Below are 23,805 nucleotides of genomic sequence, written 5' to 3'. Positions count from 1 at the left end.
CCGCGATTTCAGCGTTGCGCGCGCTCCCAGTCCGGCGCCACGAAATAGGGTGCGTTGGAAGCCGCCAGCTGCGGCTTGCCGAGAATGAAATCCGCGCCCTTCTCGCCGATCATGATGGTCGGGGCGTTGAGATTTCCCGTTGTCACGCGCGGCATGATCGAGGAATCCACGATCCGCAGCCCCTCGACCCCGATTACCCTGGTTTGCGGGTCCACCACCGCCATCGGGTCGCCGGGACTGCCCATCTTGCAGGTGCAGGAGGGGTGGTAGGCGCTCTCCACCTTGGCGCGGATGAAATCGTCGATCGCCTCGTCGCTGACCACGCCAGCGCCGGGCTGCATCTCCTCGCCGCGATACGGATCGAACGCCTTCTGCGCCACGATCTCGCGCGTCAGCCGCACGCAGGCGCGCATCTCCTCCCAATCTTCCGGCTGGCTCATATAGTTGAACAAAATTTCCGGCTTCTCCAGCGGGTTGTTTGATTTCAACCTGACATGGCCACGGCTTTTCGAGCGCATCGGCCCCACATGCAGTTGGAATCCGTGACAGGTGGCGAGGGATTTGCCATCGTATGTCACGGCCAGCGGCAGGAAATGATACTGGATATTCGGGTAGCGAATCCCGCTGCGCGAGCGAATGAAGCCGCAGCTCTCAAAGTGGTTGGTGGCGCCAAGGCCGTCATGGCGCAGCAGCCAGCGCAGGCCGATCATCGCCTTGGCCAGTGGATTCATCGAGGAATACAGCGTCACCGGCTGTTTGCACGCCACCTGAAAGTAGAACTCCAGATGGTCCTGCAGGTTTTCACCCACGCCGGGGCGGTCCGCCAGCACCTCTATGCCATGCGCGCGCAGCTCCGCCGCCGGGCCAATGCCGGAGAGCTTCAGCAGCTGCGGCGAGTTGATCGGCCCGCCGGCCAGGATCACCTCGCGCCGGGCCGTGGCGGTTTTGTGCAAATCACCCTGCCGGTAGGCAACCCCGCTGGCGCGCCCGCCGGTGAACAGCACCCGCGTGGCCAGCGCCTGGGCGCGAATCTCCAGATTTTTGCGGTGGCGGATCGGCCGCAGATAGGCATTCGCCGCACTCCAGCGCGTGCCTTTATACACGGTCATATCCATCCGCCCCATGCCTTCCTGCTGGAAGCCGTTGACATCGCTGGTCATCGGATAACCCGCCTGGGCGCTGGCATCGAGCCAGGCTTTATGAAGGGGATTTTTCAACGGACCATATTGCGTGTGCAGCGGGCCATCGCCGCCGCGATACGCATCCCCGCCCTCGGCGCGCGTCTCGGCGCGTTTGAAATAGGGCAGCACGTCGCGATAGGCCCAGCCTTTCGCGCCCAGCTCTTCCCAGGCGTCAAAATCGAGCGGATTGCCGCGGATATAGACCAGGCCGTTGATCGAGGACGACCCGCCGATAACCTTGCCGCGCGGCGTGTGCATCCGCCGGTTGTTGAGATGCGGTTCGGGTTCGGTCTCGTAGAACCAGTTGTATTTCGGCATGTTCATTGGAATCGACAAGGCGCTCGGCATCTGGATGAAGATCGAGCGGTCTGATCCGCCGTATTCCAGCAACAGCACCGAAACGCCCGCCTCCGCCGAGAGGCGGTTGGCCAGCACGCAACCGGCGGAACCCGCGCCGACGATGATATAGTCGAATTGTTCAGAAGGCATCACAAGATCCTAAAAATGCTCAGTAAGGGGCGTCGATTTTTTCGAGCGCCACGTAGACGCTCTTGATCTGCGTATAATGCTCGATCGCGGCCTTGCCGTTCTCCCGGCCCAGGCCGGACTGCTTGACGCCGCCGAAGGGAAGCTCGATCGGCGTGACGTTGAAATGATTGATCCAGCAGGTGCCCGCCTCGAGATTCGCAATCACCCGGTGCGCGCGCGTCAGATCCTGCGTGAACACCCCGGCCGAGAGGCCAAAGCGTGTCGCATTCGCCCGGGCCACGGCCTCGTCCTCGTCGCGGAAGCTCAACACGCACATCACGGGGCCGAAAATCTCCTCGCGCACGATCTTCATCTCATCGTGGCAATCAGCGAAGATCGTTGGCTCCACGAAGCAGCCCTGCGCCAGCGCCCCGGCCAGGGCGCGAGCGCCGCCGGTCACCAGTGTCGCGCCTTCGGCCTTTCCGGCCTCGATATAGGAGAGCACCTTGTTCATATGCGCCGGTGAGATCAGCGCGCCCACTTGCGTCGCCGGGTCCAGCGGATCGCCCACGCGCATCGCCTCGGTGCGCAGCTTGAGGCGCCGCAGGAATTCATCGCGCACCTGCTCATGCACGAACACGCGCGTTCCGTTTGAGCAGACTTCACCAGCGGAATAAAAATTCGCCAGCAGCGCGCCGGAGACCGCATTGTCGAGATCGGCGTCCTCAAACACCAGCAGCGGCGACTTGCCCCCCAGTTCCAAGGTCACATGCTTGAGTGACGCGGCAGCGTCGGCCATCACCGCGCGGCCGGTGCCAACCTCGCCGGTGAGGGAGATTTTATGGATGCCGGGATGCTGCGTCAGCATCCGCCCGGTGGCCGCGAAACCTTGCACCACGTTGAAAACCCCATCGGGCAGGCCTGCCTCCTTGAAAATTTCCGCCAGCCTGAGCGCGGTGAGCGGCGTCATCTCGGCGGGTTTGAAGATCATCGCGTTGCCGCAGGCCAGCGCGGGGGCGGCCTTCCAGCAGGCGATCTGCAGCGGGTAGTTCCATGCGCCGATGCCAGCCACAATCCCCAGCGGCTCACGCCTTGTATAGCCAAAGGCGGCGGGACCGAGGTCCACCTGCTCGCCGGCAAGGCCGCTGGCGATGCCTGCGAAATATTCCAGGCAGTCAGCGCCGGAGGCAACATCGACAACGCTGGTCTCCTGAATCGGCTTGCCGGTGTCGAGCGTCTCGAGCAGGGCGAGTTCGCCGTTCTTCGCCCGCAGCAGCCGCGCCGCCTCGTTCAACACGCGCCCGCGCTGCGCGCCGGTCATCCGCGCCCAAATGCGCTGGCCCGCCCGCGCCGCCGCCACCGCCTGCTCAATCTCAGGCGCGCCGGCAATTTCCACCGTGCTCAGCACCGCCCCGGTCGCCGGGTTGCGCGTCTCGAAAGTCTCCCCTCCGGCCGCATTGACGAACCCGCCATTGATGAAGTTTTTTTGCACCTGCCCCGTGGCGCGCTGCAAAATCTGCATTTTTCCCTGCGCGGCGGCGAGCGCCATATCCACCAGATGGCTCACCATCAGCCGGGCCGAATCGCTGTTCGTCTCGCTCCAGTCCGACAAGGTCGCCCGCAGCCACACCCCATCGATCATCGCCGCGATCATCGCCGCCGTTTCAGCCACCTCATGCGCCGGCACGAGCGGACGCAGCGCATGGCGCAGATTGCTGAGAATCCGGCTCTGATACACCACCTGCACCCGGCGGAATTGCGGCACATGTATCACCTGCCCCCAAAAAGCCAGCCAGGCAATGCCGGTGCGGCTGTCAAACTCCTCCGGCGCCAGATTGGCGTCAATCACCGCCTGAATCCGCGCGCGCGGCGTTTGCGCCCGCCCCTGGCGCACCACCACACCACGCGCCACGCGCTGCACCAGCTTGCGAAACACAGCCTCCATCAGGCCGTTTTTGTCCTGAAAATAATGCGAGATCAGCGGCGCCGAGACACCCCCGCGGGCCGCGATCTGCGCCAGCGTGGTCCCCACATAACCAAGCTCGGCGATGGTATCTATCGCCGCCTCAATAATCTGCCCGCGCCGGGAATCTTCGGTTGAGCCGTTGTTTTGGTGGACTAATGTAGTAATGGTGATGACCCCTATCATGATTTCACGCGGCAGCCGCGAAGTTTTTGCTTGTTTGCTTTCCGACAGAAAACACGTAATTGAACAACCAATCAACAAAAAAAGTAAAAATTTTTATCCGCCCCTTTTTCGTCGCATTCCCCCATTTCATTCAAGCCATGCGTCGGAATCACACAAGTAAGTATCGCCCGAATGCCGATGATAGGGCTTGCAAGGCTAAGAACAGAAGAGAAAAACAAAAAAGCCGGACTATCGGTATTTTCGCTTTAAGGACACAAATCTTACTTGAACGGCTATTTAATCCCGATTGAACTGCCTAGTCCGGCTAAACACGCGGCACCAGACCCGAGGCCAAGACTGCTTATTTCCCACTCCGATTGAAAGGACGCTTCATGAAAAAAACATCCCTCGCCCCAACGCTCGCCGCAGGTTTTCTTTGCCTGGGCCTCGCCGCCGCCCCCACCACGGCCGCCCATGCCGCCACCGACCCGCAATCCTGCCAGGCGGTCCGCATGGCCGATATCGGCTGGACCGACAATGAAGTGCAGAACGCCGTGTTCTCGAATATCCTGACGGCGCTGGGCTACACCCCCAAGAGCACCCTCTTCGCCGAAGAGGTCGCCTACGCCGGGTTGCAGAACAACCAGCTTGATATTTTCCTGGATGACTGGACGCCCTCGATGGATTCCATCACCGCCCCCTATGAGAAGGCCGGCACAATCGATGTGATGGGCCCCGACCTGACCGGCGCCAAATATACCCTCGTGGTGCCGACCTATCTCTATAACGAAGGCCTGAAATCCTTCGCAGACATCCAGAAGTTCGGCGCGCAGCTCAACTACAACATCTACGGCATCGAGCCGGGCAACGACGGCAACGAGCATATCCTGAAGATGATTCAGGAGAACAAGTTCGGCCTGGGCAAATTCCACCTCGTGCAGTCGAGCGAGGCCGGTATGCTCTCCGAGGTCTCACGGCTGTATCCGCAGAAGAAGGCGATTGTCTTCCTCGGCTGGGAGCCGGAGCCGATGAACGTGACCTACAGCCTGCAATACCTGAGCGGTGGTCATGAATTCTTCGGCCCCAATGAGGGCGCTGCCAAAATCTACATCAACACCCGGCACGGCTATGCGGCGCAGTGCCCGAATGTCGGCACCATGCTGAAGAATTTCAACTTGCCGATCGATGCTGAAAACACGATGATGTATGCCATCCAGATCAAAGGCGAGAAGGCCGATGACGTCGCCAAGACCTGGTTGAAGGCCAACCCGGCATGGGTGCAGGCCGAGCTTGCCAACGTGGTCACCACCACAGGCCAGCCGGGGCTTGCGGCTGTCACCAGCGCACTGGCTAACTGAGCGTGCGCGAGGTTGGCGCCAGCGCGCCTGGCGCTGACCTCGCGGTGCTATTGACTTAAACCGCCCTCGTTGCGTGCAGCACATGGGGTTTATGGATGCTATGGAGGCCGATACCTTGAACGCGTTGGAAACATGGATTACGGCAAATCAGATACCCGTCGGCCCGTGGGCCATCTGGTACATCAACTTTATCAAAACCAACGCCGCCGGTTTTTTCAACGTCATTTCCGACGGCCTCGGCTTTCTGCTGGACAACACAGCAAACCTCCTGCTTGATATACCGGGCCCGCTGCTGATCGGCATATTCGTCGCCGCGGTGTGGTTTACGCGCAAATCCTGGAAGCTCGCGCTGTTTGTCGGCCTATCCCTGGTGTTTGTGATGAACCAGGGGTATTGGTCTGATACCGTATTGACATTGGCGCTGATCCTCTACGCCACATTTTTCTGCATGCTCATCGGCGTGCCCATCGGCATCGCCGCGGCGCACCGCCCCTGGCTTTATCGCATCCTGCATCCGGTGCTTGACCTCATGCAGACGCTGCCAACCTTCGTCTACCTCATCCCCACGCTGGTGCTCTTCGGCCTGGGCACCGTGCCTGGCCTTATCTCCACCATCGTCTTCGTGTTGCCCACGCCGATACGTCTGACCTATCTGGGCATTTCCTCCGTGCCCCGCCCGCTGATCGAGGCCGGGCAGGCTTTCGGCGCGACGAAGACCCAGCTCCTGCTGAAGGTTGAACTGCGCGCCGCCCGGCCGATGATCCTTGCCGGGCTTACCCAGGTTATCATGCTCAGCCTCTCGATGGTGGTGATCACCGCACTCGTCGGCGCGGGCGGATTGGGTGAACCGGTGGTCGACGCCATGGAAACCGTCCAGATCGGTGAGGGTTTCACATCCGGCCTTGCCATCGTCATTCTCGCGATCATCCTCGACCGTGTATTCCGTCCCTCTGAAGATAAGACGAGTCAATCATGAGCATCGCCATCCAGTTTATCGACGTTAATATCGTCTTTGGCGTCAGCAACAGAAAATCTGACCGTATCAAGGCGGCGAAGGTTATAGAGGAAATCCGCCAGGGCAAGAGCCGGGCCGAGATCATCGCCTCGACCAAGGCGGTGCTGGGTGTCGGCAACGCCAACCTCACGGTTGAAAAAGGCGAAATCGCCGTGCTCATGGGCCTCTCCGGCTCCGGCAAGACCACGCTTCTGCGGGCTGTGAACGGGTTGAACCAGGTCACCAGCGGGCAGATTCTCGTGCAGCACAAGGATGGCATGCTCGATGCCGCCCAGCCCAGCGCCGCGATGCTGCGCAAGCTGCGCACCGAGAGCGTGGCCATGGTGTTTCAACAATTCGCGCTGCTGCCATGGAAGACCGTGCGCGAGAATGTCGGCTTCGGCCTGGAACTGCGCCGGCTCAAACCGCGCGACTACAAGGCGGCTGTTGATGAAAAACTCGAACTGGTCGGGCTGACGCAATGGGCTGATCGCTATGTCAGCGAACTTTCAGGCGGCATGCAGCAACGTGTCGGCCTGGCCCGCGCGCTGGCGACCGATGCTGATATTCTGCTGATGGACGAACCCTTCTCGGCGCTTGACCCGCTGATCCGCACCAAACTGCAGGATGAGCTGCTCTCACTGCAAAAACGGCTGAAGAAAACCATCCTCTTTGTCAGCCATGACCTGGATGAAGCGCTCAAAATCGGCAACCACATCTCCATCCTCGAAGGCGGGCGCATTGTGCAGACGGGCCGGCCGGAAGATATTATCCTGCGGCCGAAGAACGATTATGTGGCCGAGTTCGTCCAGCACATGAACCCGCTCAATGCGCTTACCGCCTCCTCCGTCATGCTCCCGCTTGGCGATTTCGCCCGCCAGGGGAACAGCATCGCATTCCACTGCGGCGCAGACTACACCCTTGAGATCGACCGCGAGGACAGGCTGCAGAGCGTAACCTGCGGCGGCCGGACCATTCCTTTTGCCTATGCGGAGGGGGAGAATTTTCCTGGCGCGCCGGAGGATTTTATTGCCTGTGTGCCGCTTGAAATGCCGCTGAAGCAGGTTGTGAACGCACAACAAATATCCGACCGTCCGGCCCTTATCCATGACAACGGAAAAATCGTCGGCATCTGCCGGATCAAGGATATTTTGCAGGCCATATCTGGAAAAAACAGAAGAACACACGCCGTCCCGGCCGCTGTTTAGCATTTCCTTCCGCGGCGCCAGACGCCACCGGTGTGTCTGAAATTTGCCTTTAACCTGGAGTTGAACCTCTCGTCATGACGACATCTTACCCCACCCAAGAGTTGGAGCACTTCTTTTCGGCCCCGCTCGTGCAGGCTGACTCTGAAATTGCCGGCATCCTCAACGCCGAGCTGCGCCGTGAGCAGGATGGCATTGAGTTGATCGCCTCGGAGAACATCGTCTCGGCCGCGGTGCTGGCGGCGCAGGGTTCGGTGCTCACCAATAAATACGCCGAGGGCTACCCCGGCAAGCGCTATTACGGCGGCTGCGGCCCGGCGGACCTGGCCGAGACCCTGGCGATCGAGCGCGCGAAGAAACTGTTCAACGCGGGTTTCGCCAATGTGCAGGCCAACTCCGGCAGCCAAGCCAACCAGTCGGTGTTTCTTGCTCTCATCAAGCCGGGCGATACCATTCTCGGCATGTCGCTGGCCGCCGGCGGGCATCTCACCCATGGCGCCGCGCCCAACATGTCCGGCAAGTGGTTCAACGCCGTGCAATACGGCGTGCGCCGTGAAGATGGCCTGCTCGACTATGAAGAATTGGAATCCCTCGCGCGCGCGCACAAGCCCAAGCTGATCATCGCGGGCGGCTCGGCCTATCCGCGTTTCATCGATTTTGCCCGCATCCGCGCCGTCGCTGATGAAATCGGCGCCTATTTCATGGTGGACATGGCGCATTTCGCCGGGCTGGTCGCGGCCGGTATTTATCCATCGCCGATGGAGCACGCGCATGTGGTCACCACCACCACGCATAAAACCCTGCGCGGCCCGCGCGGCGGCATGGTGCTCACCAACCATGAGGACATCGCCAAAAAGATCAATTCCGCGATTTTCCCCGGGCTGCAGGGCGGCCCGCTGATGCATGTCATCGCCGCCAAGGCGGTGGCCTTCGGCGAGGCGCTGCAACCATCGTTTCGCGTTTATCAAAAGGCTGTGGTCGAGAATGCCAAGGCGCTGGCGGCAACCCTGGCCGGCGAAGGTCTCGATATTTTCTCCGGCGGCACCGACAGCCACCTGATGCTCGTCGATCTGCGGCCCAAACGCGTGACCGGCAAAAACACTGAAGCCAGCCTGGAGCGCGCGCATATCACGGCCAATAAAAACGCGATCCCCTTCGATCCGGAAAAGCCTTTCATCACCTCCGGCATCCGCCTGGGCACCCCGGCCGCCACCTCGCGCGGCTTCGGCGTCGCTGAGTTCCGCGAGGTCGGGCTGCTGATCAACCAGGTGGTCGAGGGCCTCGCCCATTCCAACGACGGCACCAACGCCGCCGTTGAAGCCTCGGTCGCCGCGCAGGTCCACGCGCTGTGCGCCCGCTTTCCCATCTACCCGCGTTAACCGGCAGGGGCACCCGCCCCGCTATCCAGTACAATAATCAGGAGGTCACATGACAGGTAACAGAGGCGTTGCTTACATCGCCCAAGGAAAAGTCGAAGTCCAGAAAATCCCCTTCCCCAAGCTGGAAGACCCGCGCGGGCGCCGGGCGGAACATGGCGTCATTCTCAAGGTCGTTTCCACCAACATCTGCGGCTCCGACCAGCACATGGTGCGCGGGCGCACCACGGCGCAGGCGGGGTTGATCCTCGGCCATGAGATCACCGGCGAGGTGATCGAGGTGGGCCGCGATGTGGAGACCCTGCAAAAGGGCGATCTCGTCTCGGTTCCCTTCAACGTCGCCTGCGGGCGCTGCCGCTCCTGCAAGGAGCAGCACAGCAACGTCTGCCTCACGGTCAACCCGGCGCGCGCGGGCGGCGCGTATGGCTATGTTGACATGGGCGACTGGATCGGCGGGCAGGCTGAATATGTCATGGTGCCCTATGCTGACTTCAACCTGCTGAAATTCCCCGACCGGGCGCAGGCCATGGCCAAAATCCGTGACCTGACCTGCCTCTCCGATATTCTGCCCACCGGCTTCCATGGCGCGGTGACGGCTGGTGTCGGCCCTGGCAGCACGGTCTATGTCGCGGGCGCCGGCCCGGTCGGCCTGGCGGCGGCGGCCTCTGCGCAGTTGCTCGGCGCGGCCGTGGTTATCGTCGGCGATGTCAACCCGGTGCGCCTGGTCCACGCCGCCAAGGTGGGCTTCCAAACGGTGGACCTCTCCAAGGATGCCTCGCTCTCGGAGCAGATCGCGCAGATATTGGGCACTGACGAAGTTGATTGCGCCATCGATGCGGTCGGCTTCGAGGCACGCGGCCACGGCCATGACGGCGCACAGCACGAGGCCCCGGCCACCGTGCTGAATTCGCTGATGAACGTGACGCGCCCGGCCGGCAAGATCAGCTTTCCCGGCCTCTACGTCACTGACGACCCGGGCGCCGCCGACAAAGCCGCCAGACAGGGGGCGCTGAGCATCCGCTTTGGCCTCGGCTGGGCCAAATCGCACAGCTTCTACACCGGCCAGACCCCGGTGCTTAAGTATAATCGCGCGCTGATGCAGGCGATTTTATGGGACCGCATCAAGATCGCCGATATCGTCGGCGTGCAGATCATTTCGCTTGACGACGCCCCCAAGGGCTATGCCGAGTTCGATGCCGGCGCGCCGAAGAAATTCGTGATCGATCCGCACAACATGCTTACGGCCGCATGAATGTTGCATCCCCCCGCCATCCCCCGGGGTAGATAACCCGCGGGATGACAGGGGGTTTTTGAGAAAAATGATGTTGCGTGGTCCTGAGGGGGAATCGCCTCCCCCCTCGGGCGATCAGTAATCAACAGGCGGTATTGTTATCTGATTGACGGCATATACCCGCCTCCCCGCCGTTCACACCGCGGTAAAGCAATTATCCACGAACAACTGCGTTCCATTCACGAAGGAACTATCATCCGAGGCGAGAAACAGCACGGCGCGGGCGACTTCCTCGGGTTCGCACATGCGCCCCTGCTGCGCGGCCAGCGCGGCCTCTGAAACATCAACGCCCAGCGCCTGCAAATCTCTTACCTCCCGCATGCCGTGCGGCGTGCGGATGAAGCCGGGGCAGACCGCATTGCAGCGGATATTTCTGTCCCGGAACTCCACAGCGATGGCGCGTGCAAACATGTGGCAGGCGCCTTTCGTGGTGTCGTAGAGCACCTCCATCGGGGTGGCCGCCACGGCGGAGATTGATGAGGTGCAAACGATGGAGCCTCCGCCCGCGGCGATCATGCCGGGGAGGACCGCGCGGGTGACGAGGAACATGCTTTTCACGTTCACGGCCATCAGCCAGTCCCATTCCGTTGCCGTTATATCCAGGAACGGTTTTACGATCAGCGTTCCCGCATGATTGAACAGCACGTTCGCCGGGCCGAGGGACGCATTGAGATTGCTCACAGCGGCGATAACCTGCGCCTCATCGGAGACATCAGCCTGCGCGAACACAGCGCCGGTTTCCGCCGCCAGCGCCTTGCCCTGGGCTTCATCGCGGTCGATGATGCCCACCCGCGCACCTTCCGCCACGAACAGGCGGACGGCGGCGGCGCCACATCCTCCGGCGCCGCCCGTGATGATGGCAGTTTTACCCGCCAGCCTGCCCGCCACCTCAGACCTCCCCTACCGCGGCCTCGGCGGCCTTGATTTCCATTTGGCGGCGCTTGATCATATCGCCCACCGGCGGCCCCTGGAAGCGCCGGCGTTCAATGCCGAACCAGACGATAACCGTGAGGCCGATAACGCCCAAGGTGACGGTCAACGCCTGTTGGTTGGGCGGTTGCACACCGATATAAAGCAGCACCGCCGCACCGATGATCGCAAGGATGGCGAAGACCGGATACATTTTACCCACATCGAACGGGCCCATTACCGTCCAGCTGCGCCGATAGGCGATCAGGCCCGCGATGATCGGCAACAAATAAGAGATATAGAGGAAGATAACGCAGACCGCGGCAATGGTCGTGTAAACCGGCGCGTAGATTGTGAAGGCGACGGAGAGGATGGACACCATCCAGATGGCATGCACCGGGGTGCGGTATTTGGCGCTGACCCGGCGCAGGAATTTAGAGCCCGGCAGCCCGCCATCCCGCGAAAAGGCAAAGACCATGCGGCTTGCCGAGGTAACCGTGGCCAGGCCACAGAGATATTGCGCGATGGCAATGGCGACGAACAGCACCAGCTTCCACGCTGGAGGCACCACGTTCATGATCCAGAAAAACGCGCCGAACCCCTGGGAGGCCGCGGTCTTCATATCAGGCGCCGCCAGAATGACGGCCGAGAGCATGATCCAGCCAAACAGCCCGGACCAGACGACGGAGTGGATCATGCCACGGGGAATCGCCCGCGCGGCATCAATCGTCTCTTCGGCGGTGTGCGCCGAAGCATCAAACCCCGTGACGGTGTAGGCCGGCAAGAGAAACCCGAGCAGAAAGAGATAACCCATATTGCTGGTCTTCGGCCAGACGCCGCCGCCAGCGTCGCCGCTGTAGTTAGTGAATGTCCAAAGCCGCGACAAATCAATATGAGATGCGCAAAGCAGAAGCGTGACGGTAAGAGCAATCGCGCTGGCGAAAATCAGGTAGCCTGAGAGGTCCGTAAGCTTTGAGGTCAGGCGGATACCGAGATGGTTGAACAGCCCCTGGCTTGCCGTGATGATGCCGACCACCGCGACCTGCACCGCGATGCTGTAAGGCGTTGGCGTGGCCGGCGTGAGGGCTGCGGTATCTATCCCGAAATAAGGGGCAATTGAGCCGACCAGATAGAGATAGGTTCCGACATTGATGGCGGCCAGCACGGTGAGCAGGCCGACAAGATTGAACCAGGCGGTGACCCAGCCGACAAAGCGGCCACCGAGAATGGAGCCCCAATGGTATAAACCGCCGGCGGTGGGGTAGGCTGAACCGATCTGGCCCATGGCGATGGCAAAGAACAGCGAAAACAGGCAGCTGAGCGGCCAGCCGAGGCCAATCGCGGCGCCGCCGACGCTGCCAATGCCCTGGCCGAAGGAGTTCAGCCCGCCAGAGACAATGCAGATGATGGAGAAGGACACAGCGAAATTTTGAAATGTCCGCATGCGGCGCGACAATTCCTGTGCATATCCCATCTGATGAAGAATTTGCTTGTCATTATCGAGAATAGCCACCTCAACGCCTTGTTCCATAACAATCTCCCCTCATAACACTCATGAAGCACACCAGTAGAAACGCTCGTTCAGAGCGCGGCTTGGTTGAATCGCCTGTTGTTTCTGGTTTTTAATCCCCGAGGCTTCATGTTTGCAGAAACACCATGGGCTGGGTAAATATCCCAAATGGGATAGGTGGCCGTATGGATAGTGGAACATGGACGCTCTGGAACCGTGATCTTGCCGGTATTCTGCAACAGGCGGATGGCAGCGATGTGCTGGCGCGGCTGGAGGCGGCCATGGGGCGCGTCGTTCCCTTCGACATTTCAGTGGCCTTCGCCTATCCAGACGGCCGCGAGCCGATCCTGCTCCATGATGGCTTGAAGAATACCGCCACGCAAAGCGCGCTCGAGGCGTATATGCGCGGAACCTATCTGCTGGACCCCTTCTACCTTGCCTGCTCAAACCAGATTCTGCCTGGGCTGTACCGCATGGCGGCGCTCGCGCCGGATAATTATTTCAGCAGCGAATATTATCATTCGCCCGCGGTGCATCCTTGCATTTCGATGCAAACAGGCTCGCTCGCCGAGGAAATCGGTTTTTTCGTGCCGCTGGAAGCCGGTTTCATGGCCACCTACTCGCTCATGCGCAGCAATGGCAGCCCGCCGTTTTCAGAGCCTGAATTTGCCCGCCTGGCGGCCATTGAACCGATGGTCCGCTTTATTCTCGCCCAGCAGTGGAAGTACATCACCACCGTCCAGGGCGCGGCGATGCGGCGAACCTGGTCAATCCAGGGCGAGGCGATGGAACTGGCCTTCGGGCGTTTCGCGGCGGATCGCCTGACCGAGCGGCAAAGGCTGATCGTGCAATTAATCCTGCGCGGGCACAGCAACCATTCCATCAGCCTGCGGCTTGGCATCACTGAAGGGACTGTCAAAATCCACAGGAAGGCGATCTACGACCGGTTGCAGATCTCCAGCCAGTCTGAATTGTTCAACATGTTCATCAATTTCCTGATTTCACCCGCATGAACGGCAAGCCACCGGCTGGCGATGCTTTGTGAATGCCCGGGCATTGGGGATGTGCTTATTCGAGAAACCGCCTGGATCCGTGACTATCGCACGTTAGGCTGGCGCACATTAGGCTGGACGAGCCGCTATGGCGCCGCCGCCTCACGCTTCATTGCTCTTAAGGGCCTTTGAGGCCGCTTAACGATCCATCCTGAAGAGGTGGTGCGGGCGGTCGGAATCGAACCGACACTCTGTCACCAGAACCGGATTTTGAGTCCGGCGCGTCTACCAGTTCCACCACGCCCGCGTCTGGCCCGTGTGTAAGGTAGGTGGAAAATGAAATCAACCGGGCGCCTTGCACCCGCGCGCAGGTTTGGCTATAGCGCCCCCACTGGTCCCGAATAGCTCAGTTGGTAGAGCAAGCGACTGTTAATCGCTCGGTCGTAGGTTCGAGTCCTACTTCGGGAGCCAGCCCCCTTCAAAAACGCCGCAAGCACAACCCCCCATACAAATCATGGGGGGTTTTCTCTAGCTTTCCAGGCGGACACCCAGGCGGCCTGCGATATCCTGGATAAACTGCCAGGCGACCCGGCCGGAGCGCCCTCCCCGCGTCACTGACCACTCCACCGCCGCCGCGTGCAGCGCCTGGGTGGTGACCGGCAGGTTGTAGGCGGCGGCGTAACCCTCGACCATGGCGAAAAAAATGTCCTGGCCGCTGTTATGGAAGCCAAGCCATAGGCCGAATCGGTCGGAGAGGGAGACTTTCTCCTCCACCGCCTCGCCGGGGTGAATCGCCACGGCGCGTTCATTTTCGGTCATGTCGCGCGGCATCAGGTGCCTCCGATTCGAGGTGGCGTAGAACAGGACATTGCTTGGCCGCCCCTCGATCCCGCCGTCCAGCACCGATTTCAGCGCCTTGTAGTCGGCATCCTCGCGCTCGAAGGAGAGATCATCGCACAGGATGATGCACCGGCGCGCCTGCCCGCGCAGCACGTTCAGCAATACCGGCAGGGTGCGGATGTCCTCGCGGTGGATCTCGATCAGCGCCAGCGAATCGGGTCGTTCCTTGTTCACCTGGGCGTGCACGGCCTTCACCAGCGAGGATTTGCCCATGCCGCGCGCGCCCCACAGCATGGCGTTGTTGGCCGGCAGGCCGGCTGCGAATCGCTGAGTGTTTTCCAGCAATATGCCCTTCTGCTGGTCAATGCCCTGCAGCAGGGTCAGCTCCACCCGGGCGACCTTGGGCACCGGGGCCAGCGTCAGCCGCTCCGGGTGCCATACGAACGCCTCCGCCGCCCCCAGGTCCGGCGGAACCGGCACGGGCGGGGCAAGGCGCTCCAGCGCCTCGGCAATGCGGCGGAGCAATGTGTCGTCCATTCGGCGGTCTCCCGGTTGTTTTGGCGCGCCAGTTGACTGGATCGCGCCGCAACCTATGGTCCGCCGCAACTGAACGCAAACAGGAGCAGACATGTTTATCACTTCGGCCTTCGCGCAGACCGCCTCGGGTGGGGCCAGCAGCTACAGCACGATTCTCCAGTTCGCGCCGCTGGTGCTGATGTTTGGCGTTTTTTATGTTTTGCTCATCATGCCCTCGCAGAAGCAGCAGAAGCAGCTGAAGGCGCGGCTGGCCACGATCAAGCGCGGCGACAAGGTTGTCACCGCGGGGGGGATCGTCGGGCTGGTGAAAAAGGCGGTTGACGGCGCCGATCAGGTGGAAGTGGAAATTGCCCCGAATGTCACCGTGAGCATCGTGCGCTCGACCATCACCTCGGTGCTGGCGCCCGTGGCGGCGAACGACAAGAGCTAGAGCGCGATTGTTTGAGGTTCGCTCAACCGGGCGAGCCGAAAGCGTGAATCGCCCTCAGAAAAATCGCTAGCGCCTCAGAACCGCCGCGCGGTAGTGTAGCGGGCGACATCTTCCAGCGCGGTGCGCATCGGGCTTTCCGGGAAGGCCGCCAGCGCCGCGCAGGCGGATTCGACGAAGGCATCGGCCCGGGCGATGCTGCGCTGGGTGGCGTTGTGGCGCTGCATGAAGGCCAGGGCGGTGGCGAGGTCGGTCTCGGATTGTTCGCCCTCGCCGATGGTGCGGGTCCAGAATTCCAGCTCCCGCGCATCCGCCCCGGCGATGGCCAGCAGCACCGGATAGGTGAGCTTGCCTTCGCGGAAATCGTCACCCACGGTTTTGCCAAGCTCGGCCTCGTCGGCGGCGTAGTCCAGCGCGTCGTCCACCAGTTGGAAGGCCATGCCCAGGTCCATGCCAAATTGCGCCAGGGCCGCGGTTTGCGCCGCCGGGCGCTGCGCGATCACGCCGCCAACCTCGCAGGCCGCCGCGAAAAGCGCCGCGGTCTTGCCGCGGATCACGTCAAAATATTTCTGCTCGGTGGTGGAGAGGTCGTTCTGCGTGGTTAATTGCAGCACCTCGCCCTCGGCGATGGTGGCGGACGCGCTGCACAGGATGCGCAGCACCTCCAGCGAACCGTCCTCGACCATCAGCTCAAAGGCGCGGGCAAAGAGGAAATCACCCACCAGCACCGAGGCCTTGTTGCCGAACACCGCGTTGGCGCTGGCAAAGCCGCGCCGCAGCACGGATTCGTCAACCACATCGTCATGCAGCAGGGTGGCGGTGTGGATGAACTCGACACAGGCGGCGAGCTTGATCTGGCGCGCGCCCTCGTAGCCGCAGAGCTTGGCGGCCGCCAGGGTGAGCAGCGGGCGCAGCCGCTTGCCGCCCGCCGCGACGAGATGCGCGGCCAGCTGGGGGATCAGGGCAACGGGGCTATCCATCCGGGCGATGATCGCCTGGTTGGTGGCCAGAAGTTCGGGCTCCAGCATGGCTGTGAGCCGGCCTAAAGCGTTGGTCGTCAAAGGCGTCGCACCATCCAATTTTTTAGGCCTAACCTGGGAGCTTGGTTTACGTTACCTCCATATCGGGCGGACGGAAAAAAGGGTCAAGGCGCGCGGCATGAATGAGATCACCTCTGGCGGATTATTGGGCGGGCGCGTGGCTTACCGGCAACTTGCCACGGGGCATCGCACGGGGTTTGAGCCGGTGCTGATGGCCGCCGCCGTGCCGGCGCGGGCGGGGGAGCTGGTTTTGGAGGCCGGAACCGGCGCGGGGGCGGCTCTGTTGTGCATGGCCGCGCGGGTGCCGGGGGTGCGGGGCGTGGGCATCGAGTACGAGCCTGCCCTCGCCCGCCTGGCCAATGAGAATTTCCGGGCGAACGGGTTCGCGGATAATGCCTGTATCCGGGGCGACGCCATGCACCTGCCCTTCCCCAGCCATGCGTTCGGCCATGTGATGGCCAACCCGCCCTGGTTCAGCGCGCATAACACCGCCTCGCCGGATGCACGGCGCGCGCTGGCGCATCAGGCCGGGCCGGGGTTGCTTGAAGGCTGGATCAACTCGCTCACCCGCGTTTTGCGCCCGCGCGGGAGCATCACACTGATTTTGCCCGCCGCCTCCTTCGCCGCCGCCGGGGCGGCGCTGCGCGGGGCGGGGTGCGGCGCGATCAGCTTGTTTCCGCTCTGGCCGCGGGCGGGCGAGCCGGCGAAGATTGTCATCATCGCGGCGCGCCGGGGCGCCAAAAGCCCGGACCGCGTGTTGCAGGGGCTGGCGCTGCATGACGCGGCGGGGATCACCCCGGCGGCCGATGCCGTGCTCCGCCAGGGCGCCGGGTTAAACCTGTAGCGGCGTATTAAACAACGCGCATGCCGCGCTACGAGCGGAGCAGCGCGTCGCGCATCACAGCGGCGATGCCCACCGCCAGCAGCGCCACCAGCGCGCAGGCGCCAAACCCCGCGCCAAAACCGTGCGCCAGCAGCATGACCGCCGCCAGCGTGGCGCCAAACGCGCCGCCGATGGCGCGAAAGAGCAGCATGCAGCCGGTGGCGATGCCGACATCGCCGCGCTGCGCCGCGTTCTGGATGGCCACCGTGATGTTGGGTTGCACCAAGCCGATGCCGCCGCCGAGCAGCACGCTGTATGCCTCGCACAGTAACAGCGGCGTTGATGCCCCCATGGTCGCCAGAAGCCCCAGCCCCAGCGCGCATAGCGCCAGGGCCGCCAGCATGGTGGGTTTGGTGCGGCCCAGGGCGCGGGAGATTTTGCCGCCTATATAAGAGAGTATGACAAAGGCCAGCAGAAAGGGCGTGGTGTAGAGGCCCGAGACAGCGGCGCTGGTGTGTTTTATGTATTGAAAGAACAGCGGCAGCAGCAGCGAGCCGCCGAAGGTGCATAGCGAGTTGGTGGCCGAGAGCAACAACCCGCCCAGCACCGTGGCGTTGGCGAACAGGCGCAGCGGGAGCATCGGCGCGGGGGCGTGGTGCTCCACCCAGGCGGTGAGCCCGGTGAAAACCACCCCGGATGCCACCAGGATCAGCGTTGCCCGCGAGTCCCAGGGAAAATCGCGCCCGCCGGAAGCCGCGAGCACCAGCCAGGCGGTGATGGCGCACACCAGCAGGGCGGCGCCGAGGAAGTCTATGCGCTGGCCAGCGCCAGCATGCGGCGGCAGGCGGCGCAGCGCCCGGCCGCTGAACACCCAGGCCAGGGCGCAGAGGGGCAGGTTGATCCAGAAGATGCCGCGCCAGGAGAGGCTGTCGGTCAGCGCGCCGCCGAGCATCGGCCCGGCGATGCTGGCGATGCCCCACATGCCGCTCATATATATCTGATAGCGGCCACGCTCGCGCGGCGGTGCGACATCGGCGATCGCCGTCTGGGCGATGACCATGAGGCCCGCCCCGCCGATGCCCTGCACCGCCCGCCAGAGCGCGATTTCCCAGAAATGCGTTGCCGCCGCGCAGCCCAGCGAGGCGGCGGCGAACACGAGGATCGCCGGCTGCATCAGCCGCCGCCGCCCGTAGATGTCAGACAGCCGCCCGAAGATCGGCGTGGCGGCGGTGCCGGTGAGCAGATAGGCGGAGATGATCCAGGCGATGTGAGGCCCGCCGCCCAGATCGCGCGCCATGCGCGGCACGGCGGGGACGATAATGGTCTGGTCCAGCGCCGCGAGCAGAATGCACAAGGCCACGCCACGGATGACGGGGAGAATTTCCTCATGCGTATAAGTTTTCGCCGCCGTCATGTTTTGGAGATACCCCGTCCATGTGGAGTCGGCACAATGTATCGTTATGTTATGGGCGACGGCGGCGCCCCATATTGGGGTAACGGTTTCCAGGGAAAGGCTTTTTGGCACCGCCGGGACTCGGCGGAAACGCGAGTCTTAAAAAAAACTCCTGCGGACAGATGTAGTTATCGATTGCTTTATACTCCACAAGATGTAGTTTGGCGTCCTAGGATAATGCGTTCCAGAGTAGAACATCGGGGTCTGACAATATGAACATGATGACAAAGCCTGAGGCTGTGCTGCTCGATGACGGTGTACAAATGCGCGGGCGGCACCAGGTGCATATCGACCGCTCCCGCGATTCGCTGCTGACCGACTTTGGCCGCGCCACGCTGGATGACCGTTATCTGCTCCCCGGCGAAGGCTACCAGGATCTGTTCGCCCGCGTAGCCTCCTATTACGGCGACAATGCCGCGCATGCGCAGCGGCTCTACGACTACATCAGCAAAATGTGGTTCATGCCGGCCACCCCCGTGCTCTCCAACGGCGGCACGGAGCGCGGGTTGCCGATTTCCTGCTTCCTCAATGAAGCCTCCGACTCGCTGGAGGGCATCGTGGGGCTTTGGAACGAGAACGTATGGCTCGCCTCCAAGGGCGGGGGCATCGGCTCCTATTGGGGCAATCTGCGCTCGATTGGCGAGAAGGTCGGCCAGAACGGCAAGACCTCCGGCGTTGTGCCGTTCATCCGCGTGATGGACAGCCTGACGCTGGCCATCTCCCAGGGCTCGCTGCGGCGCGGCTCGGCGGCGGTGTATCTGCCTGTGTGGCACCCCGAGATCGAGGAGTTCATCGAAATCCGCCGCCCGACCGGGGGCGACCCCAACCGCAAGGCGCTCAACCTGCATCACGGCATTTTGATCTCGGATGCGTTCATGCGCGCGGTGGAAACCGATTCCGAATGGGTGCTCACCTCGCCGAAGGACCGCGCGCATGTGCGCAGCATCTCCGCGCGCGCCCTCTGGGTGCGAATCCTCACCGCGCGGATTGAGACCGGCGAGCCGTATCTGGTGTTCTCCGACCATGTGAACAACGCGCGCCCCGAGCACCACAAGCTGGCCGGGCTGGAGGTTAAAACCTCCAACCTCTGCGCCGAGATAACCCTGCCGACCGGGCTGGACCAGCATGGCAAGCAGCGCACGGCGGTGTGCTGCCTCTCCTCGGTGAACCTGGAGACCTGGTTCGAGTGGCACAAGGAGGAGATGTTCATCGAGGACATCATGCGCTTCCTCGACAATGTATTGCAGGATTTCATCGACAAGGCGCCGGACCTGATGGAGAAGGCGAAATACGCCGCCATGCGCGAGCGCTCGGTCGGCCTTGGCGTGATGGGGTTCCACTCCTTCCTGCAGGACCAGAACGTGCCGTGGGAAAGCGTGATGGCGAAAGTGTGGAATGTGAAGATGTTCAAACACTTGCGCGCCGGAGCTGATGCGGCGTCGAAGAAACTGGCGCAAGAGCGCGGCGCCTGCCCGGATGCCGAGGAATACGGCGTCATGGAACGCTTCTCGCACAAGATCGCGATTGCGCCGACCGCCTCCATCTCGATCATCACCGGCAATACCTCGCCGGGGATTGAACCGATCGCGGCCAATGTGTTTCTGCAGAAGACTCTCTCGGGCAGCTTTACCGTGCGCAACCGGCCGCTGCAGAAGCTGCTGGAGAAATATGGGCGCGATGATGATGAGACGTGGTCCTCCATCACCACCACCAAGGGCAGCGTGCAGCATCTGGACTTCCTGAGCCAGCATGAGAAGGATGTGTACAAGACCGCCTTCGAGCTGGACCAGCGCTGGATTATCGAACACGCGGCCGACCGCACGCCCTATATCTGCCAGAGCCAGTCGATCAATATTTTCGTGCCGGCCAATGTGAACAAGCGCGACCTGCATCAGTATCATTATCAGGCGTGGAAAAAAGGCGTGAAATCATTGTATTACTGCCGGTCGCTGTCGATCCAGCGGGCGGATACGGTGTCTGAGAAGGCGGTGCGGCCGGATGAGTTCACCGGGATTCCGGTGGAGGCGGCGCCTGGGGTGCAGGCACCCGCCTCGACGAATTATGAGGAATGCCTGGCCTGCCAGTAGCAAAAACCTGATCGGGGTCTGGGGTCAGTGGCCCCAGCGGGTCCAGGGCGGCGCCCTGGTGGGGATCCAAGGGGCCGCGCCCCTTGGCAGCACAAATAGAGATTAAAGGCCTAAATTATGAGCGAAAACCTGCCTCTGAAGATCGACCTGCTGACTGAGAATCCGGTCTACAAGCCGTTCCGCTACCCCTGGGCCTATGACGCCTGGCTGACGCAGCAGCGCGTGCATTGGCTGCCCGAGGAAGTGCCGCTCGCCGATGATGTGAAGGACTGGCACAAGAACCTGACCCTGGCCGAGCGCAATCTGCTGACGCAGATTTTCCGCTTTTTCACGCAGGCGGATGTCGAGGTGAACAACTGCTACATGAAGCAGTATTCCCAGGTGTTCAAACCCACCGAGGTGCTGATGATGCTCTCGGCGTTCTCGAACATCGAGACCATCCACATCGCCGCGTATTCGCATCTGCTCGATACCGTGGGGATGCCCGAGGTCGAATACACCGCGTTCCTTAAGTATAAGGAGATGAAGGACAAATACGACTTCATGCACGGCTTCTCGGTCTCCGATAAGCATAATATCGCGAAAACCCTGGCGGCGTTCGGCGCCTTCACCGAGGGGCTGCAGTTGTTCGCCTCGTTCGCGATTCTGCTCAACTTCCCGCGCTTCAATAAAATGAAGGGCATGGGGCAGATCATCACCTGGTCGGTGCGTGACGAATCACTGCATTGCGAGTCGATCATCAAGCTGTTTCGCACCTTCGTGCAGGAAAACCCGGAAATCTGGACCGAGGAGCTGCGGCGGGACCTGTATTTGACCTGCGCCACCATCGTCGACCATGAGGACGCCTTCATCGACCTCGCCTTCGAGCTGGGCGCGGTGGAAGGGCTGACGGCGGATGAGGTGAAGCGCTATATCCGCTACATCGCCGACCGCCGGCTGACGCAGCTCGGGCTCAACGCGCTCTTCCATGTCGACAAGAACCCCCTGCCCTGGCTGGACGAGATGCTGAACGCGGTGGAACACGCGAATTTTTTCGAGAACCGCTCCACCGAATACAGCAAGGCGTCAACCACCGGGAGCTGGGAGGATGCCTTCGCCGAGTTCGGCGCTGCCGAGTCCGCCAGCAGTTTGCCGGTGCAATAAAACCAAGCCGTTGCACCACGGTTTGCCATTTAAGGTTGTTTGTTTACAGCGCTTTTCTACCAACTCGCGAAGAGTTGTGCGTTTTTTGCATGGCCTAATACCGTGGTATAAGTTAACAACGAGCATTCGACGGAGTGACCGCGTTCGGCGCGCATGGTTAGACTACGGCTAAACGGTTATACTAAGGTTAAACCAGGTGTGCTTCGTGGAATAGTGGGTGGCGGCTTTACATTGGACTAAACGCATCATGGCAAGTGTACCAGAGGACGAAATCGAGTCCCAGATCAAATCAGGCGCGGCTGTTCCGCGATATAGCCGCAGGCTGTCGGATAAGATTCTGATTGCCTTTCACCATGCCTGCGACCAGGGCGATTATGAGATCGCCGAGCAGTTGCTGCGGATTCTGGAAACCATGCTGACACGCCGCACCGTGCCGCCCGACGCCAACCGCCGCAAAACCATCGAAAGCCTGGTCGCCGCGCATGAACGGCTTTGGCATCTGCGCCATCCCGAGAAGCAGGCCGGCCTGGGCTGAGCTTTACCGGCTTCAGGTGATGAATTTTTCATAGCTCTCGTTGCCGCTGATATGGAAGGCCAGGCCAGACCACTGGGAAAACCCGTCGTACCAGACGCTTAGATGCAGTTTGCCGGTGAGATCGAAGCGCTGCGCCGTGATGACCTCTTGCCCGGCGGTGGGCAAATTGTTCCAGCCTGGTGAATTCACAACAGCCGGGTAGCAATGCGCGGTCTGGATGTTGAGGAGCGTGCCTGTCAGCATCGCCTTGTTCCAGTAGGTTAAGGGCATGGTGTTGGGCGGAGCGGTATACTCAGGGTAGCTTTTGGCCGGGTTGTTGTGGTTGACCCCCGCGACATCATAACCAGCCGCCACCTTGCGCGCATGCACTTCAAGGCGCGTGCCGTTGTCGTTCACCTGGCTCTCCAGGCCCTGGAACACGCCGCCCGACCAATGCTCCCGCACGGCGGCGCCATAGCGGAACAGAGGAATCCCGGCGAAGGTGACTAGCAGGGCGATGTTGATATCCACCACCAGAGCATCGCCGTTCCCGGAAAAATTCAGGTGATGCTCACCGATCGGCGCGCCGTTGCGCAGCACCCGGAAGGCCATGCTGTTGCCCGGAGGCACAGGCAGCCCGTCGGCCAATGCCGGCCCCGCCACGGCCAATGCCGCTGTTCCCGCTAAAAACCGCCGCCTTTGCATCGTCGCTCCCGCCTCTTGGCTCATCTCGTCCGGTCATGTTTTAACAATTGGTTTCATGCGGTTAGCTTGAACCTTCCGGGTCAATCCAATCGCATGTTGATCTAACGGCTGAGCGTTTCAGCTTGCATTAATATACGATGAACGATGAAACTTGGATCAGTTCCCGCGGAGGGGCGACATCCATAACGTGGCGTGGCAGAATACTCTTATGCATCAACTGATTTTACTCCGTCACGCCAAAGCGGCCCCAGCAAACGCCGCCCCCTCGGACCACGACCGGCCGTTGACCGACGCCGGCAGGCAGGCCGCCACCGCCATTGCCACGGCCATGCGCAAGGCGGGGCTGGCGCCCGATGTCGTGCTTGTTTCCACGGCATTGCGCACACAGCAGACCTTCGAAGCGCTGGAAGCCGCCGGGGTGTGGGATGAATGGCCCAATATCGATTCCCTGCCCGTTTTATATATGGCCTCGCCGAACCGGATACGCGATCTGCTGCGCGATCTGCCGGAGACCGTGCGCAGCGCGCTGGTGATCGGGCATAATCCGGGGTTGCACGATCTGGCGCTGGCGATTTCCGGCCCGGCCAGCTCGCAGCCTGATCTGGTGCGCCTGAACGACGGCTTCCCCACCGCCGCATTGGCGGAATTCCTGGTCTCCACCCCCTGGCGGCGCCTGGGCGCGCATGGCGCAACCCTGCAACGCTTTATCAAGCCGGCGGATATCGTCTGAGGTGGATACCGTCTGAAACGAGGGACGCCCTACGCCTGGGGCAGAACAGCAATGCAGGCGGAATGCTGCAACCGCGAGCGCCTGCCTTTACATG

At 61.8% G+C, this 23,805-nt stretch carries 20 protein-coding genes and 2 tRNA genes; 13 read left to right on the top strand and 9 right to left on the bottom strand.

Features of this window, described 5'->3' with window-relative positions; translation table 11 throughout:
* Nucleotides 1-8 precede the first annotated feature (8 nt).
* The gene (gene betA / locus QQJ84_RS09740) at nucleotides 9-1,670 is read right to left on the bottom strand and encodes a choline dehydrogenase (protein WP_284257974.1); all 1,662 of its coding nucleotides are present in this window, start codon (nucleotides 1,668-1,670) and stop codon (nucleotides 9-11) included.
* A gap of 19 nt (nucleotides 1,671-1,689) precedes the next feature.
* The gene (betB, locus tag QQJ84_RS09735) at nucleotides 1,690-3,798 is read right to left on the bottom strand and encodes a betaine-aldehyde dehydrogenase (protein WP_284257973.1); all 2,109 of its coding nucleotides are present in this window, start codon (nucleotides 3,796-3,798) and stop codon (nucleotides 1,690-1,692) included.
* A 371-nt stretch (nucleotides 3,799-4,169) separates the two neighbouring features.
* On the opposite strand from betB, the gene choX reads away from it, so the two are divergent.
* From choX to fdhA, 5 genes are all read left to right on the top strand, one after another.
* Nucleotides 4,170-5,135: a choline ABC transporter substrate-binding protein gene (gene choX, locus QQJ84_RS09730; RefSeq protein ID WP_284257972.1), complete on the top strand. Its 966-nt coding sequence runs from the start codon at nucleotides 4,170-4,172 to the stop codon at nucleotides 5,133-5,135.
* A gap of 115 nt (nucleotides 5,136-5,250) precedes the next feature.
* A complete protein-coding gene (gene choW / locus QQJ84_RS09725) occupies nucleotides 5,251-6,111 on the top strand; it encodes a choline ABC transporter permease subunit (RefSeq protein ID WP_284257971.1) in 861 nt (286 codons plus the stop codon).
* On the top strand, nucleotides 6,108-7,337 hold the full coding sequence (gene choV / locus QQJ84_RS09720) for a choline ABC transporter ATP-binding protein (protein ID WP_284257970.1): 1,230 nt from the start codon (nucleotides 6,108-6,110) through the stop codon (nucleotides 7,335-7,337). Before choW ends, choV begins: the two co-directional genes overlap by 4 nt.
* A gap of 74 nt (nucleotides 7,338-7,411) precedes the next feature.
* Nucleotides 7,412-8,713: a serine hydroxymethyltransferase gene (gene glyA / locus QQJ84_RS09715; protein ID WP_284257969.1), complete on the top strand. Its 1,302-nt coding sequence runs from the start codon at nucleotides 7,412-7,414 to the stop codon at nucleotides 8,711-8,713.
* A gap of 49 nt (nucleotides 8,714-8,762) precedes the next feature.
* The gene (fdhA, locus tag QQJ84_RS09710; RefSeq protein WP_284257968.1) at nucleotides 8,763-9,962 is read left to right on the top strand and encodes a formaldehyde dehydrogenase, glutathione-independent; all 1,200 of its coding nucleotides are present in this window, start codon (nucleotides 8,763-8,765) and stop codon (nucleotides 9,960-9,962) included.
* 174 nt (nucleotides 9,963-10,136) lie between these two features.
* Here fdhA and QQJ84_RS09705 read toward each other — a convergent pair whose 3' ends face one another.
* Nucleotides 10,137-10,889: an SDR family NAD(P)-dependent oxidoreductase gene (locus tag QQJ84_RS09705; protein WP_284257967.1), complete on the bottom strand. Its 753-nt coding sequence runs from the start codon at nucleotides 10,887-10,889 to the stop codon at nucleotides 10,137-10,139.
* Nucleotide 10,890: 1 nt separating this feature from the next.
* Nucleotides 10,891-12,354, bottom strand: a complete 1,464-nt coding sequence (locus QQJ84_RS09700) for an amino acid permease (RefSeq protein ID WP_284257966.1) — start codon at nucleotides 12,352-12,354, stop codon at nucleotides 10,891-10,893.
* A 251-nt stretch (nucleotides 12,355-12,605) separates the two neighbouring features.
* Here QQJ84_RS09700 and QQJ84_RS09695 point away from each other — a divergent pair, with 251 nt between their 5' ends.
* Nucleotides 12,606-13,433 (top strand): helix-turn-helix domain-containing protein, encoded by an 828-nt coding sequence (locus QQJ84_RS09695; protein WP_284257965.1) that lies wholly within the window; start codon nucleotides 12,606-12,608, stop codon nucleotides 13,431-13,433.
* Between the two features lie 199 nt (nucleotides 13,434-13,632).
* Here QQJ84_RS09695 and QQJ84_RS09690 read toward each other — a convergent pair.
* Nucleotides 13,633-13,719, bottom strand: a tRNA-Leu gene (locus QQJ84_RS09690).
* Between the two features lie 88 nt (nucleotides 13,720-13,807).
* Here QQJ84_RS09690 and QQJ84_RS09685 point away from each other — a divergent pair.
* A tRNA-Asn gene (locus QQJ84_RS09685) sits at nucleotides 13,808-13,883 on the top strand.
* A 57-nt stretch (nucleotides 13,884-13,940) separates the two neighbouring features.
* On the opposite strand, the gene QQJ84_RS09680 is transcribed toward QQJ84_RS09685, so the two are convergent.
* The gene (locus QQJ84_RS09680) at nucleotides 13,941-14,789 is read right to left on the bottom strand and encodes an ATP-binding protein (RefSeq protein WP_284257964.1); all 849 of its coding nucleotides are present in this window, start codon (nucleotides 14,787-14,789) and stop codon (nucleotides 13,941-13,943) included.
* A gap of 91 nt (nucleotides 14,790-14,880) precedes the next feature.
* Between QQJ84_RS09680 and yajC the strand changes: the two genes are divergently transcribed.
* Nucleotides 14,881-15,219 (top strand): preprotein translocase subunit YajC, encoded by a 339-nt coding sequence (gene yajC / locus QQJ84_RS09675; RefSeq protein WP_284257963.1) that lies wholly within the window; start codon nucleotides 14,881-14,883, stop codon nucleotides 15,217-15,219.
* Between the two features lie 74 nt (nucleotides 15,220-15,293).
* On the opposite strand, the gene QQJ84_RS09670 is transcribed toward yajC, so the two are convergent.
* Entirely contained in the window at nucleotides 15,294-16,244 is a 951-nt protein-coding gene (locus QQJ84_RS09670) for a polyprenyl synthetase family protein (protein WP_284257962.1), read from the bottom strand.
* 130 nt (nucleotides 16,245-16,374) lie between these two features.
* Here QQJ84_RS09670 and QQJ84_RS09665 point away from each other — a divergent pair, with 130 nt between their 5' ends.
* Entirely contained in the window at nucleotides 16,375-17,100 is a 726-nt protein-coding gene (locus tag QQJ84_RS09665) for a tRNA1(Val) (adenine(37)-N6)-methyltransferase (RefSeq protein WP_284257961.1), read from the top strand.
* 28 nt (nucleotides 17,101-17,128) lie between these two features.
* Here the strand turns inward: QQJ84_RS09665 and QQJ84_RS09660 are convergent, their stop codons facing one another.
* The gene (locus tag QQJ84_RS09660; protein ID WP_284257960.1) at nucleotides 17,129-18,493 is read right to left on the bottom strand and encodes an MFS transporter; all 1,365 of its coding nucleotides are present in this window, start codon (nucleotides 18,491-18,493) and stop codon (nucleotides 17,129-17,131) included.
* Nucleotides 18,494-18,744: 251 nt separating this feature from the next.
* Between QQJ84_RS09660 and QQJ84_RS09655 the strand changes: the two genes are divergently transcribed.
* The 3 genes from QQJ84_RS09655 to QQJ84_RS09645 all read left to right on the top strand — a co-directional run bounded on the left by QQJ84_RS09655 (nucleotide 18,745) and on the right by QQJ84_RS09645 (nucleotide 22,297).
* On the top strand, nucleotides 18,745-20,619 hold the full coding sequence (locus QQJ84_RS09655) for a ribonucleoside-diphosphate reductase subunit alpha (RefSeq protein WP_284257959.1): 1,875 nt from the start codon (nucleotides 18,745-18,747) through the stop codon (nucleotides 20,617-20,619).
* A gap of 117 nt (nucleotides 20,620-20,736) precedes the next feature.
* On the top strand, nucleotides 20,737-21,762 hold the full coding sequence (locus QQJ84_RS09650) for a ribonucleotide-diphosphate reductase subunit beta (RefSeq protein WP_284257958.1): 1,026 nt from the start codon (nucleotides 20,737-20,739) through the stop codon (nucleotides 21,760-21,762).
* A gap of 247 nt (nucleotides 21,763-22,009) precedes the next feature.
* Nucleotides 22,010-22,297 carry a hypothetical protein gene (locus QQJ84_RS09645; protein ID WP_284257957.1) on the top strand — a complete coding sequence of 96 codons (288 nt, stop codon included), beginning with the start codon at nucleotides 22,010-22,012 and terminating at the stop codon, nucleotides 22,295-22,297.
* A gap of 12 nt (nucleotides 22,298-22,309) precedes the next feature.
* Here the strand turns inward: QQJ84_RS09645 and QQJ84_RS09640 are convergent, their stop codons facing one another.
* The gene (locus tag QQJ84_RS09640) at nucleotides 22,310-23,005 is read right to left on the bottom strand and encodes a DUF6134 family protein (RefSeq protein WP_284257956.1); all 696 of its coding nucleotides are present in this window, start codon (nucleotides 23,003-23,005) and stop codon (nucleotides 22,310-22,312) included.
* 184 nt (nucleotides 23,006-23,189) lie between these two features.
* On the opposite strand from QQJ84_RS09640, the gene QQJ84_RS09635 reads away from it, so the two are divergent.
* Complete coding sequence (locus tag QQJ84_RS09635; protein ID WP_284257955.1) at nucleotides 23,190-23,711, top strand: SixA phosphatase family protein; 522 nt, start codon at nucleotides 23,190-23,192, stop codon at nucleotides 23,709-23,711.
* Nucleotides 23,712-23,805: the final 94 nt, after the last annotated feature.

The sequence above is a fragment of the Acidocella aquatica genome, assembly GCF_030160635.1.
In the GTDB taxonomy this organism is placed as follows: Bacteria; Pseudomonadota; Alphaproteobacteria; order Acetobacterales; family Acetobacteraceae; genus Acidocella; species Acidocella aquatica.
Note: the sequence above shows the minus strand (reverse complement) of the source record. Positions and strands in the feature narration are given on the sequence as shown.

Excerpts from the sequence above, each read along its gene's own strand:
- betA (WP_284257974.1), bottom strand. The coding sequence starts at position 1,670 with ATGCCTTCTGAACAATTCGACTATATCATCGTCGGCGCGGGTTCCGCC.
- betB (WP_284257973.1), bottom strand. The coding sequence starts at position 3,798 with ATGATAGGGGTCATCACCATTACTACATTAGTCCACCAAAACAACGGC.
- choX (WP_284257972.1), top strand. The coding sequence starts at position 4,170 with ATGAAAAAAACATCCCTCGCCCCAACGCTCGCCGCAGGTTTTCTTTGC.
- choV (WP_284257970.1), top strand. The coding sequence starts at position 6,108 with ATGAGCATCGCCATCCAGTTTATCGACGTTAATATCGTCTTTGGCGTC.
- glyA (WP_284257969.1), top strand. The coding sequence starts at position 7,412 with ATGACGACATCTTACCCCACCCAAGAGTTGGAGCACTTCTTTTCGGCC.
- fdhA (WP_284257968.1), top strand. The coding sequence starts at position 8,763 with ATGACAGGTAACAGAGGCGTTGCTTACATCGCCCAAGGAAAAGTCGAA.
- QQJ84_RS09700 (WP_284257966.1), bottom strand. The coding sequence starts at position 12,354 with ATGCGGACATTTCAAAATTTCGCTGTGTCCTTCTCCATCATCTGCATT.
- QQJ84_RS09695 (WP_284257965.1), top strand. The coding sequence starts at position 12,606 with ATGGATAGTGGAACATGGACGCTCTGGAACCGTGATCTTGCCGGTATT.
- QQJ84_RS09680 (WP_284257964.1), bottom strand. The coding sequence starts at position 14,789 with ATGGACGACACATTGCTCCGCCGCATTGCCGAGGCGCTGGAGCGCCTT.
- yajC (WP_284257963.1), top strand. The coding sequence starts at position 14,881 with ATGTTTATCACTTCGGCCTTCGCGCAGACCGCCTCGGGTGGGGCCAGC.
- QQJ84_RS09670 (WP_284257962.1), bottom strand. The coding sequence starts at position 16,244 with ATGCTGGAGCCCGAACTTCTGGCCACCAACCAGGCGATCATCGCCCGG.
- QQJ84_RS09665 (WP_284257961.1), top strand. The coding sequence starts at position 16,375 with ATGAATGAGATCACCTCTGGCGGATTATTGGGCGGGCGCGTGGCTTAC.
- QQJ84_RS09660 (WP_284257960.1), bottom strand. The coding sequence starts at position 18,493 with ATGACGGCGGCGAAAACTTATACGCATGAGGAAATTCTCCCCGTCATC.
- QQJ84_RS09655 (WP_284257959.1), top strand. The coding sequence starts at position 18,745 with ATGAACATGATGACAAAGCCTGAGGCTGTGCTGCTCGATGACGGTGTA.
- QQJ84_RS09650 (WP_284257958.1), top strand. The coding sequence starts at position 20,737 with ATGAGCGAAAACCTGCCTCTGAAGATCGACCTGCTGACTGAGAATCCG.
- QQJ84_RS09645 (WP_284257957.1), top strand. The coding sequence starts at position 22,010 with ATGGCAAGTGTACCAGAGGACGAAATCGAGTCCCAGATCAAATCAGGC.
- QQJ84_RS09640 (WP_284257956.1), bottom strand. The coding sequence starts at position 23,005 with ATGAGCCAAGAGGCGGGAGCGACGATGCAAAGGCGGCGGTTTTTAGCG.
- QQJ84_RS09635 (WP_284257955.1), top strand. The coding sequence starts at position 23,190 with ATGCATCAACTGATTTTACTCCGTCACGCCAAAGCGGCCCCAGCAAAC.